The following is a 17,857-nucleotide window of genomic DNA, read 5'->3' on the forward strand; positions in this document are numbered from 1 at the left end:
GTCTCAGCCCGCCGGCCAATAGCCGTCAGAGCGGAAATCGTCCGGGATCGGGTCGAGCCGCGACAAGGTCTCGGCCGCGAAATCGATCTGCATCGACAGGTATCTCAGGGAGGCCAGCATCGGCACGCCGGTGGCAAATTCCCGAATGCGGGACGGGTGATAACCACTTTCCTTGAGCCGCCGGTTCGCTTCCCGGCGCACATCTTCCCGGCTCGGTCCCGAACCCGCTTCGGCCCGGTCATTCATCTGCACGGCCCGCCCAAGGCCGCCTTCAATCACTTTGAACATTCTCATGCCACCCTGCACGTCGACCACGTAAACCTTGCCCTAGAATGGCCGATTCGCAATCCCATGAAATCTTGGGAGAGGCGGCGACGCCTCCGCATCACAAAATTTTTAGACGACGGTGGCACGAAGGACACGGGCGAGCATTTACAGCGCCGCATACGACCCCTAAAGCTTTTTGCACCGCAATAGGAAAGGAATGGAATGCTTCGCAGACTTTACGACTGGACCATGTCTCTGGCCTCGCGCAAATCGGCCGAAGTCTGGCTCGCCGTCATCGCCTTCGTCGAAAGCTCCGTCTTTCTCGTCCCCGCCGATGTGCTGTTTCTGCCGATGGCGCTTGCCAAGCCGGAACGCTCCTATCGCTATGCGCTGATCGCGACCGTCGCCTCCGTGCTCGGCGGCATCGCCGGTTGGGCGCTCGGCTTTTACGCCTACGAGACGGTGGCGCGGCCGGTTCTCGCATTCTACGGCAAGCTCGATGCCTTTGAGCAGATGAAGGCCTATGTCACCTACGAGTGGATCCTGTTGCTGCTCGTCACATCAGGTCTCGCACATCTGCCGCCGATCAAGATCGTGACCATCCTGTCCGGCGTCATCCACGTCAATCTCGGTCTTTTCATCGTTTCGGCGATCGTTGCGCGCGGCGCGCGTTTCCTGTTCCTCGCCTGGCTGCTGCGCCGCTACGGCGAGCCGATCCGGCATTTCATCGAAAAGCGCCTCGGCCAGATCGTCGGCATCGGTGCCGGGGCCGTGATCGTGCTATATGTCGGCTACCGCTCTTTCGCTCACTAGGCCCATCTTGCGGAGTTCCGCCATGACTGCCATCTCTTCGCCGCTCGTCCGCCCCGGCTTTACCTATTCGATATTGCTCGCTATCGGCATGGCGGCGGTGGTCGGCGCCGCGCTCGGCTTCCAATATATCGGCGGCTATATTCCCTGCGCACTCTGCCTCTTGCAGCGCCAGCCCTATTATTATGCCATCCCGATCGCCATTCTCGCCGCCATATGCGAGCTTGCCGGTCTGCCGAACTGGATTTCCCGGGCAATGCTGCTTGCGGCCGGCATCCTGATGCTGGTGACGGCCGGCATGGGCGTCTATCACGCCGGCGTGGAATGGCATTTCTGGCCGGGGCCGGCGACCTGCTCGACGACCGCAAACAGCATGACGAGCAATGCCGGCGATCTGCTGACCGAGCTCAATACGATCAAAGGTCCATCCTGCACCGATGCAGCGCTGCGGGTGCTTGGCCTGTCTTTTGCAGGTTGGAACGTGATCGCCGGTATTCTGCTGGCAGCTTTCGCCTTCGTCGGCGTCCGCAAATCTGCGTGAGGCGAGCCTATCAGGGCTGCAGTTCGGTATCCCAGTAGAGATAGTCGAGCCAGCTTTCATGCAGATAGTTGGGCGGAAACAGCCGGCCGTTATTGTGCAGATCCTGCACCGTCGGCTGGTAGGGCTTTTGCGCCGGGAACATGCCCGCCTGCTTCGGAAGCTTGCTGCCCTTGCGCAGATTGCAGGGCGAGCAGGCTGCCACGACATTCTCCCAGGTCGTCTCGCCGCCATGGGCACGCGGGATGACGTGGTCGAACGTCAGATCGTCATGAGAGCCGCAATACTGGCACTCGAACCGGTCGCGCAGGAAGACGTTGAACCGGGTGAAAGCCGGATTGCGCGATGGCTGAACGTAAGTCTTCAGGCACACGACACTCGGAAGCCGCATCGAAAAGCTCGGTGAGGAAACCGAATGTTCATATTCCGCGATGATGTTCACACGGTCGAGAAAGACCGCCTTGATCGCGTCCTGCCAGGACCAGAGCGACAAGGGATAATAACTCAGCGGCCGGTAGTCAGCGTTCAGGACGAGCGCCGGCAGGGCCTGCGGGGAGACTGCAATCGTCAAGGGACTCTCCTGATCGATTCGGCATCTGCATCTGTATATTAGGCCGGTTGTTACAGGATTGTGAAGTCCAATAAATTCAGAGGATAAAGGCAATTTGAAGAGTGTTGCCGATCAGCCGATCGGCAGCATGTCGCGCCGCATTTTCGTGGCGTAATAGGCCCAGAAAAGCCGCGCCGCCACCGAGCGCCATGGCGACCAGACTTGCGAGAGCCTGGCAAGCGCCTTGGCTTGCGGCCGCGCCGCAAGTCCAAGCGCGGTACCGACGGCATTCTGCAGCGCCACATCGCCGGCTGGAAAGACATCGGCATGGCCGCCGCAGAACATCAGATAGACCTCCGCCGTCCACGGACCGACGCCCTTTAAGGCGGTGAGTTCACCAAGCGCTTCGTCCGGCGGTTTCAGGCAGAGGCCGGAAAGATCGAGGCGGTCGGAGACAACCGCTTCAGCAATCCGCGACAGCGTGTCGGCCTTGGCGCGCGACAGGCCGAATTCCCGCCATGCTTCCGGCGCAAGCAGCACGTAGCCTTCGGCCGTCAACGGCCCGTCCGCCGGCAGCATCCGCCGCCAGATCGCCTCGGCGCTGGCGCGCGAGACCATTTGCGAGACGATGATATGGGCAAGGCCGGCAAAGCCGGGTTCACGCAACCGCAATGGGACAGGCCCTGCATCCGCCGCGATTGGTGCAAGGCGAGGGTCGAGGCGCAGCAATGCTTCGAGCCCCAGCCTGACGTCATCGTCGTTACGGATGATCTGCACGCGTCCTCCCAGTGGTTCGAAACCAAAATCCGTGGCAGAAGAAAGCATGACCACGAGCGAGCGTCAAAAGCCTGTCTTTCGTTTTGCGCCGAGTCCGAACGGACCGCTGCATCTCGGCCATGCGCTGTCGGCCTTTTTGAACCGCGACATGGCCGAAGCCGAAAATGGCCGCCTGCTGCTGCGCATCGAGGATATCGACCAGGCGCGCTGCACCCCCGAATTTGAGGCCGGCATCCTGAGGGACCTCGACTGGCTTGCTATCGATTGGGAAAGCCCGGTGCGGCGGCAGTCGGAACATTTCCCGGAATATCAGGCGGCGCTCCACGCATTGATCGAGCGCGGCCTGGTCTACCCCGCCTTCCTGACGCGCGGCGAGGTGAAGGCACGTGTCTCCGCCTACGAGGCAACGGGCCAATCCTGGCCGCGCGACCCCGATGGCACGCCACATTACCCGCCGATTGATCGCGAGCGGCTCGAGGCCGAATGGCGGGATATTCTTGCCTCCGGGAAAAAACATGCCTGGCGGCTCGATATGCGCAAGGCGCTCGACCTGATCGGCGAACTGCTGTTCTGGACCGAAACCGGCGACGGCAGGACGGGCGAGATCGCCGCCGAACCCGAGGTCTGGGGAGACGTCATCCTGTCTCGCTCGGATGCACCCTCGAGCTATCATCTTTCGGTGGTCGTCGACGATGCGCTGCAGGGCGTCACCCATGTCGTGCGTGGGCTCGACCTCTTCCACGCCACGTCGGTCCACCGGCTGCTGCAGGTGCTGCTCGGCCTGCCCCAGCCTCTCTATCACCATCATCGTCTCATCCTCGACGCCGATGGCCGCAAGCTTTCGAAAAGCGAAGGTGACAGCGGCCTTGCCGAATTGCGTGCCCAGGGCATGTCAGGGGCCGATATTCGCCGCCTTGTCGGGCTCTGACCGCCGTTCGGCACGCTCTCTGCCGACGATCGAAAGCGTGTGCGAGAACATCCGGAAGACGCGGAACTTGATCAGCGCCGCGTTGATCTCTGCGCCGATGATGAAGATGACGCCGACCATGTAGAGGAAGATCAGCACGATCATCACCGAGGCGAGACCGGCATAGGTCGCCGTATAATTGGCGAAGGTCGCAAGATAATAGGCAAAGACCAGCGCGCCGGCGAGCCACAGAAGCAGCGTCAGCAGCACGCCGGGAATGACGTCGAACACCCGCCGCTTACCGGCCGGCAGCCACAGATGCATGACGAGCAGCCCGACGGTGAGCACGACAAGCGTGCCGTAGATGCGCCAGCTGAAGACGATGTCGAGCGTATCGGCAAACAGCGGAAGCCATTTCCTGGCATAGTCGAGAGCCAATGGCACGGCCACCAGCAGAATGCTGATCGCCGCGAAGATGATGACGGCAATCAGCACATAGCCGAGGCTGGCGAGGCGGGTGAAATACCACGGCCGCGTTTCCTGCACCCGATAGGCACGGTTGAGCGAGATGCGCAGCGCTTCGACGCCGTTCGAGGCGAAATAGGCAGCCGCCAGCACCGAGACCGTCAGCAGCCCGCCGCGCTGAATGGTCAGGACCTGCAGCACCTGGTCGGCGAGCGGCTTGGCGATCGCTTCCGGCCAGGTGTCGAAGATCAGATGGATGGCGGTGGAGGAAAACTGATCGGCGCCGAGGAAGCTTGCAAGCGCCGTGCCGAAGATCAGGAAGGGAAAAACCGCAAGCAGGCTCGACAGCGCCACGTGGCTCGCCATTGCAAATCCGTCATCCTCGACCATGTGACAGATCGCGTCGTAGACCACGTCGTAGATCGTGCGCAGCACCTTCCGCATTCCGTCCCCGGCTTCCAGATTGTATCCTCTGGCCGAATATGGGAAACGAGTCTCATTTTGTACAGGAATCATTCCATGGCGGAACAGCGCACAATCGTCGTCACCGGCTGTTCCTCCGGCATCGGCGCTTACTGCGCCCGGGCGCTGAAGGCCGATGGCTGGCGTGTCTTTGCGACGGTGCGCAAGGCGGATGATCTGCCGGCACTGGAAGCCGACGGCATCGAGGCCTTCGTGATGGATTATGCCAGGGCCGAGACGATTTCCGACTTCGTCGGCGCGGCCCTCGGCCGCAGCGGCGGCCGCATCGACGCGCTCTTCAACAATGGTGCCTACGGCCAGCCTGGCGCCGTCGAGGATCTGTCGACGGCGGCGCTGCGCGCACAGTTCGAAGCGAACTTCTTCGGCTGGCACGAATTGACGCGGCAGCTCATCCCCTCGATGCGCAAACATGGTCACGGACGGATCGTGCAATGCTCCTCCATTCTCGGCCTGGTCCCCTATCGCTATCGCGGTGCCTATACCGCCTCGAAATTTGCGCTCGAGGGGCTCAGCATCACCCTGCGTATGGAGCTTTACGGCAGCGGCATCCATGTGAGCCTGATCGAGCCTGGGCCGATCGCCACGCGTTTCACCGCCAACGCGCTCGCAAAGATCAGGGAAAACGTCGATCTCGAGAATTCGCCGCACGCAGCAGATTATGCCAGACAGTTGGCGAGGCTCGACGGATCGGGGCCGGTCAACCGCCACAAACTTGCCCCCGACGCGGTCTACTCCGTATTGAAACAAGCATTGAACTCGAAAAGACCAAAGCCACATTATCCTGTAACGACTCCGGCTAAACAGGGCATGCTCCTGAAGCGACTGCTTCCGGCAGACCTCTTCTACAATCTGATGCGCTGGACCGATTGACCGAGAAAGCTGAATACCATGTCCACGGCCACCTATATCCTTGCGATCATCGTCATGGGCATCGTCGCCCTCGTGCTGATCCGCGGCCTCTTCAACATGATGAAGGGCGGTGATGCCAACCTTTCCAACAAGCTGATGCAGCTTCGCGTCCTGCTGCAGGCAATCGCCGTCGTCCTGATTATGATCACGCTCTGGCTGACCGGCGGCGGCCGTCCGAGCTGACGGAAACTATGGAGTGGTTGGTGTGATGAGGAGTGGGAATGACCAAGGAGACGCGATCCCGGATGGGGTGTCTCTTCACGCAGCATCAAGTTTGGCGAAAGGGCCAACTCCATTCTCCGTCATCCTCGGCATTGAGCCGAGGATCTATGCCACGGCCTCTGATCGATGCGATCTGGATGCTCGGGTCAAGCCCGAGCATGACGGAGGTCGGGGTGGAACGACAATCCTCCCGCTAGGCGGTGCGACATGGTAAAACTCAACAAGATCTACACCAAAACCGGCGATGACGGCACGACCGGGTTGGTGTCCGGCCCGCGTCGGACAAAGGACGATCTGCGGGTCGAAGCCTATGGCACGATCGACGAGGCCAATTCCGCGATCGGCCTGGCGCGGCTGCACACATCAGGCTTGCCCGAACTCGACGCCATGCTGATGTCGATCCAGAACGATCTCTTCGATCTCGGCGCGGATCTCGCCACACCGGATATCGGTGAGACGCCGGCCTACGAACCACTGCGGATCATCGAGACTCAGGTCGCCCGCGTCGAGAGCGATATCGATCAGTTGAACGCCGGTCTCGAGCCGCTGAAATCCTTCATCCTGCCGGGCGGCAGCCCCGCTGCCGCATATCTGCACCTTGCCCGTACGATTGCCCGGCGCGCCGAACGTCTGATGGTGGCGCTTGCCCACACCGACGGCGAAATCGTCAGCGAGTCGGCGAGGAAATACGTCAACCGGCTCTCGGATTTTCTCTTCGTCGCTGCGCGCCATGCAAATGACCGGGGCCAAGCAGATGTGCTTTGGGTTCCCGGAAAAAACAGATAGGTTCGCCGCGACGACGATCGCCGGGGGGCCTTTATGTTCATACCACTTCACGACGCCAATACGCTGAAATATATCAAGGTCCAGTGGGTGACCCTCTCGCTGATCGCGCTGAATGTCGCAATCTGGCTATTCACCAGCCTGGAGAGCGAGCAGGCAGCCCAGGCGACAACAGTCGGGCTCGGTTACATCCCGGCCATCGTCTTCGGCGATGCGGTGCTGGCGCCGGGGCTCGAAATCGTGCCGGAACCGCTGACTTATCTCACCTATGCCTTCGTCCACGCCGGCTTCTGGCATCTCGCCGGTAACATGATCTTCCTCTGGGTCTTCGGCGACAATGTCGAGGATGCGATGGGGCATCTGCGCTTCCTGATGTTCTACCTCGCCTGCGCAGCCGCCGGCGCGCTCTGCCACGGCCTGTTCAGCATGACGTCGCAAGCGCCGCTGGTCGGCGCATCGGGAGCGATCTCCGGCGTGGTTGCCGCCTATGTCATGCTGCATCCGCGCGTCAGGGTTTGGGTGCTGGTCTTCTTCCGTGTGCCGTTGCCCCTGCCGGCTTTCGTGCCGCTGCTTTTGTGGATCGGGCAGCAGTTCGTCATGCTGGCGATCACACCCGAAAGCGATGTTTCCTGGGGCGCGCATGTCGGCGGCATCATTGCCGGAGGTATTTTAATCCTCGTCTTGCGCCGGTCCGGCGTGCCGCTCTTCGACCGGGAGATCGTCACACCTCGGGCCGTGAGAAACAGTCCCGGCGCCGTTCCGAGCATCGCCGCCGGAACGGGGGGCGGGATAGGGCAGCGCTTCCCCTGGGGTCGGCGCTCATAGCGATATTGACGTGAACGTAAACGTCCATATATTGCCCGTCAAATCGCCTGCCTGCGTCATGCGAGCGTTGAAATTGGAGGAAAAACGCGTATCCATGTCGCCATTCGACAATCGGAGCAGCGCCTGAGCGCGCATTTTCTAGAAAAGTCTCTGAAGCCAGTTTTCCCTGAAGGAAGGACCCCATGAAGATTCTCGTGCCCGTCAAGCGGGTTGTCGACTACAACGTGAAGATCCGGGTGAAGCCGGATGGCACGGGTGTCGAGCTTGCCAATGTGAAGATGTCGATGAACCCGTTCGACGAGATCTCGGTGGAAGAAGCGCTGCGGCTGAAGGAGGCCGGCAAGGCGGAAGAAGTGGTGGTCGTGTCGATCGGCCCCGCCAAGGCCGAGGAGACGCTGCGGACGGCGCTCGCCATGGGCGCCGACCGGGCGATCCTGGTCGAGACCGACGATCAGGTCGAGCCGCTCGCCGTCGCCAAGATCCTGAAAGCGGTGGCTGATGCCGAGCAGCCGGGGCTTGTCATCGTCGGCAAGCAGGCGATCGACGACGATTCGAACCAGACCGGCCAGATGCTGGCGGCGCTGCTGGGCTCAGCCCAGGCAACCTTCGCCTCGAAGATCGAGATTGGGGACGGCAAGGCGCAGGTCACCCGCGAGGTCGATGGCGGCCTGCAGACGATCGAGATCAAGCTGCCGGCGGTCATCACCACCGATCTCAGACTGAACGAGCCGCGTTATGCCTCGCTGCCGAACATCATGAAGGCGAAGAAGAAGCCGCTCGACAGACAAGCTCCTGCCGATTTCGGCGTCGACACGACGCCGCGGCTGAAGGTGCTGAAGACCGAGGAGCCGTCCGGCCGCAAGGCCGGCGTCAAGGTCAAGTCGGTCGCCGAACTCGTCGACAAGCTGAAGAACGAAGCCGGCGTGCTGTAATCGGGCTGGAACAGGAGCAACTATCATGACCATTCTTCTTCTGGCCGACCATGACGGCAATCACCTTTCCGACCAGACCGCCAAGGCGCTGACGGCGGCAAGCCAGATCGGCTCCGACGTGCATGTGCTGGTTGCCGGCAAGGCTGCCAGGGCTGCGGCCGATCAGGCGGCAAAACTCTCCGGCGTCTCCAAGGTGCTGCTCGCCGAAAGCGACGCGCTTGCCAACAATCTCGCCGAACCGCTGGCCGACCTGATCGTCTCGCTCGCCGGCTCCTACGACACGATCGTCTCGGCCGCCACTTCGGTCGGCAAGACGGTGCTGCCGCGGGTGGCCGCCCTTCTCGACGTCGCCCAGGTCTCGGAGATCATCGAGGTCGTTTCCGCCGACACCTTCAAGCGGCCGATCTATGCCGGCAACGCCATCCAGACGGTGCAGGCCAGCGATGCCAGGAAGGTGATCACCGTGCGCACCGCCTCGTTTGCTTCCGCGGCTGAAGGCGGCTCTGCCTCTGTCGAGGCGATCCCGGCGGTCTCCGATCCGGGGCTGTCGCGTTTCGTCTCCGATGCGCTGTCGGCCTCGGAACGGCCGGAACTGACCTCGGCCAAGGTCATCATCTCCGGCGGTCGGGCGCTCGGCTCGGCCGAGAAGTTCAAGGAAGTCATCCTGCCGGTTGCCGACAAGCTCGGCGCCGCCGTCGGCGCATCCCGTGCCGCCGTCGATGCCGGTTATGCCCCGAACGACTGGCAGGTCGGTCAGACCGGCAAGGTGGTGGCGCCCGATCTCTATATCGCCTGCGGCATCTCCGGCGCCATCCAGCATCTCGCCGGCATGAAGGATAGTAAGGTGATCGTCGCCATCAACAAGGACGAGGAGGCGCCGATCTTCCAGGTCGCCGACTATGGCCTCGTCGCCGATCTCTTCGAAGCACTGCCGGAATTGCAAAAGGCGCTCTGAGCGAGGCAAATGCCTTTCTTTCGCACTTGCGAATGACTGGAAAATTGTCTTTTATCGGTCTACTACATACTGCCGGACGATCCTTCGTCCGGCAGTATTGCTAATAATGCGGCAGCGCGGGGGCGAATGCCGAGCGGGGGTTTGGAGATGAGTGCGGTGTTGAAGAATATTGGTATCATTGGTGCCGGCCAGATGGGCTGCGGCATCGCGCATGTTTCGGCCGCCGCAGGTTACCGGGTCCACATCTACGATCTCTCACAGGACCGCATCGAATCCGGCCTCGCCACCATCAACGGCAATCTCGCCCGCCTGGTGACGAACGGCAAGATGACCGACGAGGAACGCAAGGCGACCTTGTCGCGCATATCAGGCTCCGCCGATGTCAACGATCTCGCCCCGTCCGATCTCGTCATCGAGGCGGCCACCGAGGACGAAAGCGTCAAGCGCAAGATCTATAGCCAGGTTTGTCCGGTGATGAAGCCGGAAGCGCTGCTGGCCACCAACACCTCTTCGCTTTCCATCACCCGGCTTGCTGCCGCCACCGACCGCGCCGAGCGCTTCATGGGCATACATTTCATGAACCCGGTGCCTGTCATGAAGCTGGTCGAACTGGTGCGCGGCATTGCGACCGATGAGAAGACCTTCACCGCCGCCAAGGAGTTCGTCGGCTCGCTGGAGAAGACCGTCACCGTCGCCGAGGACTTCCCGGCCTTCATCGTCAACCGCATCCTGCTGCCGATGATCAACGAGGCGATCTATACGCTCTACGAAGGTGTCGGCACCGTCGACGCCATCGATACGGCGATGAAGCTCGGCGCCAACCATCCGATGGGGCCGCTGCAGCTTGCCGATTTCATCGGCCTCGACACCTGCCTGTCGATCATGCAGGTGCTGCATGACGGCCTGGCGGACTCGAAGTATCGCCCCTGCCCGCTGCTGGTGAAATATGTCGAAGCCGGCTGGCTCGGACGCAAATCCGGCCGCGGCTTCTATGATTATCGTGGCGAAGTGCCCGTCCCGACGCGATAAGCAGACATCATCAGAAAGGGCGAGTGGACCGCACGCCCGCGAAATGCTTTCCTTGCCGAGAACGGGAGGAATGCCATGTCGACCGAAACACCCATGTTCCTGCTGCAATGCTGCGTCCTGATCGGACTCGCGGGCGTCTTCCTCATAAGAGGAGATGGAGACTCCTGAGCAATATCCTCACGACCCGATCACAGCCTTGATCAGCGCCTTTGCATCTTCACTATCCCAGGCGGCAGGCCCGTTCATGGCGGAGATCAGGCAGCCTTTGTCGTCGAGCAGCAGCGTCACCGGCAGGCCGAAAGCGAGACCTTCCTTCTTCAAGCTGTTGAAGACGCCGATCGTATTGTCTCGGTAAAGCTGCAGCGCATCGACACCGGTCTCGGCAAGGAAACTCTTCGGCTTTTCATCATTGCCAGTGTCGATATTGACGGGCACGACCTGGAACTTGTCGCTGCCCATCTCCTTTTCCAGAGCGTTCAGCGCCGGCATCTCCTCGCGACAGGGCACACACCACGTGGCCCAGAGATTGAGAAGAACGGTCCTGCCGGCGAAATGATCGAGCGTCAGCGGTTTACCGTCGGGTTCGTTGAAGGAAACCGCGGTCAGCTTGCGCGGCTCGTTGGCGGCAACCATGGCGGCGACCTGCCCCTTCATGAGCGGCGCCAGATTGGCGGCGCGCTCCTTTGCCAGCGCGCATTCGGCTGAAGCGCTGCTGGCGATGCCATTGCCAATGCCCGTCTCCTTCACGTATACCGCTGCCGCACCTGCAACGACCCCTGCGACGGCGGCGATTGCGATCAGTTTTCCGGACGGCAGGCCGAATGGTTTTTTCGTCGTCATTTCATTCTCCAGGACGGGCATCTTATGGCCGAGAACAATACGGACACCAAATCCTCCAACCAGATGTGGGGTGGGCGCTTCGCCTCCGGCCCGGACGCGATCATGGAGGAGATAAATGCCTCGATCGGTTTCGACAAGAAGCTATTCGCGCAGGATATCCGCGGTTCCGTCGCCCATGCGACGATGCTCGCCCATCAGGGGATCATTTCATCAGACGATAGGGACAAGATCGTTCACGGGCTAAACACGATCCTGTCAGAAATCGAAAGCGGCAATTTCGAATTCTCGCGCCGGCTCGAAGACATCCACATGAATATCGAGGCGCGCCTGGCGACGCTGATCGGGCCGGCGGCCGGCCGGCTGCACACCGCCCGCTCGCGCAACGACCAGGTGGCGCTCGACTTCCGCCTCTGGGTGAAGGAAGAACTCGAGAAGACCGAGAAGATGCTCACCGGCTTGATCGCCGCCTTCCTCGACCGCGCCGAGGAACATGCCGAAAGCGTCATGCCGGGCTTTACCCATCTGCAGACCGCCCAGCCCGTCACCTTCGGCCATCACTGCATGGCCTATGTCGAAATGTTCGGCCGTGACCGCGCGCGCGTGCGCCACGCCATCGAGCACCTGGACGAAAGCCCGATTGGTGCGGCCGCCCTTGCCGGCACTGGCTATCCGATCGATCGCCACATGACGGCCAAGGCGCTTGGTTTCCGCGAGCCGACCCGCAACTCCATCGACACCGTCTCCGACCGCGACTTCGCCATCGAATTCCTGTCGATCGCCGCGATTACGGGCATGCATCTGTCGCGCCTCGCCGAAGAGATCGTCATCTGGTCGACCCCGCAATTCGGCTTTGTGCGCTTGTCCGACGCTTTCTCGACCGGCTCCTCGATCATGCCGCAGAAGAAGAACCCCGATGCGGCCGAACTGGTGCGCGCCAAGACCGGCCGCATCAATGGCTCGCTGATCGCGCTGCTGACGATCATGAAGGGCCTGCCGCTCGCCTATTCCAAGGACATGCAGGAAGACAAGGAGCAGGTCTTCGACGCGGCCGAGAGCCTGGAGTTGGCAATCGCCGCCATGACCGGCATGGTGCGCGACATGGCCGTCAATACAGCGCGCATGAAGGCGGCGGCCGGCTCCGGCTTTTCGACGGCGACCGATCTTGCCGACTGGCTGGTGCGCGAAGCGGGCCTGCCCTTCCGTGACGCCCATCACGTCACCGGTCGCGCCGTGGCGCTCGCCGAAAGCGAGGGCTGCGATCTTGCCGAGCTGCCGCTCTCCGATCTGCAGGCGATCCATTCCGCGATCACCGACAAGGTCTACGACGTGTTGACGGTGGAAGCCTCGGTCGCCAGCCGCAAGAGCTTCGGTGGCACGGCGCCCTCCGAGGTACGCAAGCAGATTGCCTTCTGGCGCGCCCGCAATTGACAGATAGGGGGAGGCTGAAAGCCGCCTCCCCCTTGCTGCAAGCGCGGGAATGCCGTCCAACAATCAGGGTGCACAAGGCGGACAAACTTCGCTATGAAGATCCCGTCGTTCGAAATGAACGATATCAGCCATACGCCGCACAAGAGGATATCCATGCAGAAGAGCTTGCCGCACCTCATCCGCCTGACGGCGGTGCTCGCCGTCATCGGCCTTGCCGTTGCCGGATGCGGACGCAAGGGTGATCTCGATCCGCCGAGTGCTGCGGCGACGAAGGAAGGCGACGTTTCCAAGCCGACGAAACAGCCCGGCACCGTTGATAAGCCCTTCCTTCTTGACCCCCTCCTTTAAGGCGCGCACCCCGTGAACCATTTCGATTACCGCGACGGCATCCTTTACGCCGAGAACGTCCCCGTTCCCGAGATCGCCAGGGCGGTCGGCACGCCGTTCTACGTTTATTCCACAGCAACGCTGGAGCGCCACTATCGCGTTTTCTCGGAAGCCTTCGCCGATGTCGACTCCATGGTTTGCTACGCGATGAAGGCGAACTCGAACCAAGCCGTGCTGAAGACCCTGGGACGCCTCGGTGCCGGCATCGACGTCGTCTCGGAAGGCGAACTGCGCCGTGCGCTTGCTGCCGGCATTCCGGCCAGCCGCATCATGTTTTCGGGCGTCGGCAAGACGCCGCAGGAGATGGATTTCGCCCTCGAGGCCGGCATCTACTGCTTCAACGTCGAATCCGAACCTGAGCTCGAGATTCTCAACCAGCGCGCTGTCAACGTCGGCAAGAAGGCGCCGGTCTCCTTCCGCATCAATCCTGATGTCGATGCCAAGACCCATGCGAAGATCTCGACCGGCAAGAAGGAAAACAAGTTCGGTATCTCCTGGGATCGCGCCCGCGCCATCTATGCCCATGCCGCCAAGCTGCCCGGCATCGAAGTCACCGGCATCGACATGCATATCGGCAGCCAGATCACCGAGCTGCAGCCCTTCGACGACGCCTTCAAGCTGCTGCGCGATCTCGTCGCGACGCTGCGTGCCGACGGCCACTCCATCCATCACGTCGACATCGGCGGCGGCCTTGGCGTTCCCTACAAGGATGACAACAATCCGCCGCCGCTGCCCGATGCCTATGCGGCGATCGTTAAGAACCAGCTGCGCGGCCTGAACTGCAAGATCGTCACCGAACCCGGTCGGCTGATCGTCGGGAATGCCGGCATCCTCGTGACCGAAGTTCTGTACGTGAAAGACGGCGGCGAGAAGACCTTCGTCATCGTCGACGGTGCGATGAACGATCTCATCCGCCCGACACTCTACGAGGCCTATCACGAGATCCGTCCAGTGACGATTTCGGCAGCGAACGCGCCGCGCATCCGCGCCGACGTGGTCGGCCCCGTTTGCGAGACGGGCGATTATCTGGCGCTCGACCGCGAAATGGCGATGCCGAAGCCCGGCGACCTGATGGCCGTCAGCACTGCCGGCGCCTATGGCGCGGTGCAGGCCGGCACCTATAATAGCCGTCTGCTGGTGCCCGAGGTTCTGGTCAAGGGCAGCGATTTTCATGTGATTCGCCCGCGCAGGACCTATGCTGAGCTGATCAGCCTGGATTCCGTTCCGGCCTGGCTCGACTAGAGCATGTCGCGCAGAAGTGTGAAGCGGTTTTGCGATAGCGACATGCGTAAAACAAAGAGCTAAAGCGCAAGAAGCGAATCTGAATGATCGCGACGCGCTTTAGCAGCGCCATCACTTTTCGGCGAATAAACGTGAAAAGGCGGTATTCCTGCCCGTTCGCCCTCGCCTTCGCCACAAAGAGTGTTATCCTTTCATTCATGAGCGTATTGCCCCGCAATCGCCGGAAGCGCCCTCTGTACCAGAACGCCAGAGCGCGGAGACCGGCCCGATGACAAGCCCCTCGAGGCGGAACAAGGGTGCATTTGTGCTCCGGCCCTCGCTTGCCCGGCTGGTAACGACGAAACGCCTGCTGGCGCGCACCGTGCTCTTCTTCGAGCAGTTGCTGCCGCTGCTGATGCCGGTCCTCTGCATCGTCGCCCTCTATCTCTCAGCCTCTTGGTTCGGCATCTTCCGCAACGTACCGGACTGGCTGCGCATCCTGCTGCTGATCGCCTTTGCCGCGGCGTTCCTCGTCTCGCTTGTCCCCTTCCGCCATCTGCGCTGGCCGAAAACCGCTGAAGCCGATCGCATGCTGGAAGAGCGCAACGGCCTGCCGCACCAGCCAGTTGCCGTCCAGGAAGACGAACCGGCCTACGACACGCCCTTTTCGCGGGCACTTTGGCGTGAGCACCAGGTGCGCATGGCCGAAAAGATCGCAGCACTCGACGCCGGCATGCCGCGGCCTGATATCGCCGCACATGACCGCTTCGCCCTGCGCGCCATCCCTGCTCTGCTGCTCTTCACCGCTTTTGGCTATTCACTGTCGCTCAACGGCGGCTCGATCGGCGACGCATTGCAGTCAGCGCCTGAGCAGGTGGCGGTCGATCCGGCGGTGCGCATCGACGCCTGGGTGACGCCGCCCTCCTATACCGGTCGCGCGCCGATTTACTTGACCGCGGACGGCAGCGAACAGGGACCGATCGGCATTCCGCAGTTTTCCGGTCTCACCGTGCGTGTCAGCGGCGGAAAGACGGCTGAAAAGGTCGTGTTCCGCAAGGCGAACGGCGAGGCGCGGGATATCGCCCTGCAGGCCGACGCAAAGCCGCCGCAGGTGCCTGCACCTGCCGGCGAGCAGCCGACGGCCGGCGCGCCTGCCAACAATGCCCTCGTCGCGCAGACGCATGTGATGAAGCTTGAGGAAAACGGCGCGCTCGAGGTCAATGGTCGCCGCTGGAGCTTCGACGTGCTGCCTGACAAGGCACCCGAAATCGCATTTGATGGCATGCCGAAGGTAAGCGTCAATGGCGCGCTGGAAATCGGCTTCACCGTCAAGGATGACTACGGCGTCCAGGAGGCCCATGCGGAGATTATTCCCGTCGAGGCCGATCCGACGGCGACGCCGCTCTATCCGCTGCCGGAGTACCGGCTGGATATTCCCCGCCGCAACGCCCGCGACGCCAAGGGCGTGACCAGCCGGAATCTGACCGAACATCCGCTTGCCGGCAAGCCGGTGCGCATTACCCTCGTCGCCAAGGATGCCGCCGGCCAGACCGGCCGCAGCCCGCCCTATGAGATGACGCTGCCCTCGCGGCCTTTCAGCGAGCCGCTTGCCGCAGCCGTCGCCGAGGAACGGCAGGTTTTCGCGCTCGATACCCGTAAGATGCCGCAGGCGATCGCGCTGAACGAGGCGCTGACCATCCGTCCCGAGGAGACCATCCCCAAGCTTACCAACTACCTGCTGCTGCAATCGGCCTTGGCCCGCATGAAGCTGGCAAAAGGCGAGGAGGCGCTGAAGGATACGGCCCAATATCTCTGGGAGATTGCGCTCGGCATGGAGGACGGCGATCTTTCGCTTGCCGAACGCAAGCTGCGCGACGCCCAGCAGAAGCTTGCCGATGCGTTGAACCGCAACGCCCCCGACGAAGAGATCAGGAAGCTGATGGACGAGCTGCGCAAGGCGATGCAGGATTACCTGAGCGAGCTTGCCCAGCGCATGCAGAACGCCCCGACGATGCAGCCGAACCAGAATGCGCAGAACATCTTGCGCCAGCAGGATCTGGAACGGATGATGGACCAGATCGAAAATCTCGCCCGCTCCGGCAATCGCGACGCGGCGCAGCAGATGCTGTCGGAATTGCAGCGCATGATGAACAACCTGCAGGCCGGCCGGCCGCAGCGGGGCCAGCAGGGTCAGGAAAACAGCGAAGCCCGCAAGCAGATCGATAAGCTCGGCGGGATCCTGCGCGATCAGCAGAAGCTGATGGAAGAAACCTTCCGCCTCGATCAGCAGCTCAAGGACCGCATGCAGCGTGGCGAATCCGATATGGGCGAAAACGATCCGCTGCTCGACGAGATGATGCCGGGAGAGAATGGCGAGCCGCAGGATCAGCAGCAAGGGCAGCAAGACCAGCGCCAGCAAGGTCAGGGCCAGCGACCTTCCGACCAGATGACGGCCGAGCAGCTCAGGGAAGCGCTGAAACAGTTGCGCGCCCGGCAGGATGGCCTCGGCAAGCAGCTCGGCGAATTGCAGAAAAAACTCGGCGAAATGGGCATGAAGCCCGGTCCCGGCTTCGGCCAGGCTCAACGCGAGATGGAGGGCGCCGGCCGCGAACTCGGCCAGGGCCGCGGCGACACGGCCGTCGAGAACCAGGGCCGCGCGCTTGAAGCCCTTCGCCAGGGGGCCCGCGACATGATGAACCAGATGATGCAGGCGCAACGGGGCCAGCAGGGACAGGGCCCGAATGGCCAAGTCGGCCAAGGCGATCAGAACGGCCGCGATCCACTGGGACGACCGCGCATGAGCAACGGCTATCTCGGCGACGACGGTGTGAAGGTGCCGGATGAGATCGACGTCCAGCGCGCGCGGGAAATCCTCGATGCGATTCGTGAGAAGCTCGGCAATAATCCGCCGCAAGAGATGGAACGGCGATATCTCGAACGGCTCCTGGATATCCAGTAGGCGAAAGCAATTCCAGGAAAAGTACAAAGCGGTTTTCCCAGGCAAAGCGCGAAGCGCTTTTGCCGGGAATTGCTTAAATCCAAAAGAATAGAGCGGTTCTGCGCTTCAGAAAAAGCTGAACCGCTCTTGCGTCATCAATATCAGGTTAAGCGACGAGTGCCCGGGCGACAGCCTTGCGAATATCGGGAAGCGCAAATGGCTTGGCGACGACGTCGATGATTTTTTCTGCGAGGTCGTCGGCGCGCTCGCGCTGCTCGGCATAGCCGGTCATCAGCAGGATCTTCAAAGCGGGGAAGGCGTCTTTCGCCTGATGGGCGAGTTCGATTCCGTCCATCACGGGCATGCGGATGTCCGACAGCAGCAGATCGTAGACCCCGTCCTTCAGCTTCTCCAGCCCCTCGGCGCCGTCGGCCGCCTCATCGGTCTCGTGACCGTCGAGCCGCAAGGCCCGGGCTACGAAAGACCGCAGGGAGTCCTCGTCTTCCGTAATCAGAATTCTTGCCATATGTGCATTGCTCCGTCTTCAGCCCCGCGACGGAAATCACCAGACTTTCCTTTTCGATCGGTAAA

Annotated in this window: 20 protein-coding genes; 14 read left to right on the forward strand and 6 right to left on the reverse strand. The window is 61.9% G+C overall.

What is annotated here, in order from left to right; translation table 11 throughout:
• Positions 1–3: 3 nt before the first annotated feature.
• Positions 4–294 (reverse strand): hypothetical protein, encoded by a 291-nt coding sequence (locus J7U39_RS24865; RefSeq protein WP_210633038.1) that lies wholly within the window; start codon positions 292–294, stop codon positions 4–6.
• A gap of 195 nt (positions 295–489) precedes the next feature.
• Here J7U39_RS24865 and J7U39_RS24870 point away from each other — a divergent pair, with 195 nt between their 5' ends.
• Positions 490–1,080 carry a YqaA family protein gene (locus J7U39_RS24870; RefSeq protein ID WP_210632865.1) on the forward strand — a complete coding sequence of 197 codons (591 nt, stop codon included), beginning with the start codon at positions 490–492 and terminating at the stop codon, positions 1,078–1,080.
• A gap of 22 nt (positions 1,081–1,102) precedes the next feature.
• Positions 1,103–1,618 carry a disulfide bond formation protein B gene (locus J7U39_RS24875; RefSeq protein WP_210632866.1) on the forward strand — a complete coding sequence of 172 codons (516 nt, stop codon included), beginning with the start codon at positions 1,103–1,105 and terminating at the stop codon, positions 1,616–1,618.
• Between the two features lie 10 nt (positions 1,619–1,628).
• On the opposite strand, the gene J7U39_RS24880 is transcribed toward J7U39_RS24875, so the two are convergent.
• Positions 1,629–2,186 (reverse strand): HNH endonuclease, encoded by a 558-nt coding sequence (locus J7U39_RS24880; RefSeq protein WP_064710619.1) that lies wholly within the window; start codon positions 2,184–2,186, stop codon positions 1,629–1,631.
• 111 nt (positions 2,187–2,297) lie between these two features.
• Positions 2,298–2,990 carry a DNA-3-methyladenine glycosylase gene (locus J7U39_RS24885; protein WP_210632867.1) on the reverse strand — a complete coding sequence of 231 codons (693 nt, stop codon included), beginning with the start codon at positions 2,988–2,990 and terminating at the stop codon, positions 2,298–2,300.
• Here J7U39_RS24885 and gluQRS point away from each other — a divergent pair.
• Positions 2,989–3,870, forward strand: coding sequence for a tRNA glutamyl-Q(34) synthetase GluQRS (gene gluQRS / locus J7U39_RS24890; RefSeq protein ID WP_210632868.1), 882 nt, complete (start codon positions 2,989–2,991; stop codon positions 3,868–3,870). The genes J7U39_RS24885 and gluQRS overlap by 2 nt on opposite strands.
• Here gluQRS and J7U39_RS24895 read toward each other — a convergent pair.
• Complete coding sequence (locus J7U39_RS24895; RefSeq protein WP_210632869.1) at positions 3,835–4,758, reverse strand: YihY/virulence factor BrkB family protein; 924 nt, start codon at positions 4,756–4,758, stop codon at positions 3,835–3,837. The two genes, gluQRS and J7U39_RS24895, sit on opposite strands and share 36 nt — an antisense overlap.
• Before the next feature lie 75 nt (positions 4,759–4,833).
• Here J7U39_RS24895 and J7U39_RS24900 point away from each other — a divergent pair, with 75 nt between their 5' ends.
• The 7 genes from J7U39_RS24900 (at position 4,834) to J7U39_RS24930 (ending at position 10,452) form a co-directional block, all read left to right on the forward strand.
• Positions 4,834–5,667 carry an SDR family oxidoreductase gene (locus tag J7U39_RS24900; RefSeq protein WP_210632870.1) on the forward strand — a complete coding sequence of 278 codons (834 nt, stop codon included), beginning with the start codon at positions 4,834–4,836 and terminating at the stop codon, positions 5,665–5,667.
• An 18-nt stretch (positions 5,668–5,685) separates the two neighbouring features.
• The gene (locus tag J7U39_RS24905) at positions 5,686–5,889 is read left to right on the forward strand and encodes a twin transmembrane helix small protein (RefSeq protein ID WP_210632871.1); all 204 of its coding nucleotides are present in this window, start codon (positions 5,686–5,688) and stop codon (positions 5,887–5,889) included.
• Positions 5,890–6,135: 246 nt separating this feature from the next.
• Positions 6,136–6,714, forward strand: coding sequence for a cob(I)yrinic acid a,c-diamide adenosyltransferase (locus J7U39_RS24910; protein ID WP_210632872.1), 579 nt, complete (start codon positions 6,136–6,138; stop codon positions 6,712–6,714).
• 33 nt (positions 6,715–6,747) lie between these two features.
• The gene (locus J7U39_RS24915) at positions 6,748–7,536 is read left to right on the forward strand and encodes a rhomboid family intramembrane serine protease (protein WP_210632873.1); all 789 of its coding nucleotides are present in this window, start codon (positions 6,748–6,750) and stop codon (positions 7,534–7,536) included.
• A 182-nt stretch (positions 7,537–7,718) separates the two neighbouring features.
• Entirely contained in the window at positions 7,719–8,468 is a 750-nt protein-coding gene (locus J7U39_RS24920; RefSeq protein ID WP_210632874.1) for an electron transfer flavoprotein subunit beta/FixA family protein, read from the forward strand.
• A gap of 25 nt (positions 8,469–8,493) precedes the next feature.
• The gene (locus J7U39_RS24925; protein ID WP_210632875.1) at positions 8,494–9,423 is read left to right on the forward strand and encodes an electron transfer flavoprotein subunit alpha/FixB family protein; all 930 of its coding nucleotides are present in this window, start codon (positions 8,494–8,496) and stop codon (positions 9,421–9,423) included.
• 147 nt (positions 9,424–9,570) lie between these two features.
• On the forward strand, positions 9,571–10,452 hold the full coding sequence (locus J7U39_RS24930; RefSeq protein WP_011426994.1) for a 3-hydroxybutyryl-CoA dehydrogenase: 882 nt from the start codon (positions 9,571–9,573) through the stop codon (positions 10,450–10,452).
• 177 nt (positions 10,453–10,629) lie between these two features.
• Here J7U39_RS24930 and J7U39_RS24935 read toward each other — a convergent pair whose 3' ends face one another.
• The gene (locus tag J7U39_RS24935) at positions 10,630–11,292 is read right to left on the reverse strand and encodes a TlpA disulfide reductase family protein (RefSeq protein WP_210632876.1); all 663 of its coding nucleotides are present in this window, start codon (positions 11,290–11,292) and stop codon (positions 10,630–10,632) included.
• A gap of 24 nt (positions 11,293–11,316) precedes the next feature.
• Between J7U39_RS24935 and argH the strand changes: the two genes are divergently transcribed.
• From argH to J7U39_RS24955, 4 genes are all read left to right on the forward strand, one after another.
• Positions 11,317–12,720: an argininosuccinate lyase gene (argH, locus tag J7U39_RS24940; RefSeq protein WP_210632877.1), complete on the forward strand. Its 1,404-nt coding sequence runs from the start codon at positions 11,317–11,319 to the stop codon at positions 12,718–12,720.
• A gap of 153 nt (positions 12,721–12,873) precedes the next feature.
• On the forward strand, positions 12,874–13,068 hold the full coding sequence (locus J7U39_RS24945; RefSeq protein ID WP_003582619.1) for a lipoprotein: 195 nt from the start codon (positions 12,874–12,876) through the stop codon (positions 13,066–13,068).
• Positions 13,069–13,080: 12 nt separating this feature from the next.
• Positions 13,081–14,349, forward strand: a complete 1,269-nt coding sequence (lysA, locus tag J7U39_RS24950; protein ID WP_210632878.1) for a diaminopimelate decarboxylase — start codon at positions 13,081–13,083, stop codon at positions 14,347–14,349.
• A 268-nt stretch (positions 14,350–14,617) separates the two neighbouring features.
• On the forward strand, positions 14,618–17,287 hold the full coding sequence (locus J7U39_RS24955) for a TIGR02302 family protein (protein ID WP_210632879.1): 2,670 nt from the start codon (positions 14,618–14,620) through the stop codon (positions 17,285–17,287).
• Between the two features lie 145 nt (positions 17,288–17,432).
• Here J7U39_RS24955 and J7U39_RS24960 read toward each other — a convergent pair whose 3' ends face one another.
• Entirely contained in the window at positions 17,433–17,792 is a 360-nt protein-coding gene (locus J7U39_RS24960) for a response regulator (RefSeq protein ID WP_010028815.1), read from the reverse strand.
• Positions 17,793–17,857 lie beyond the last annotated feature (65 nt).

The organism is Rhizobium sp. NLR16a, assembly GCF_017948245.1.
Lineage (GTDB): Bacteria > Pseudomonadota > Alphaproteobacteria > Rhizobiales > Rhizobiaceae > Rhizobium.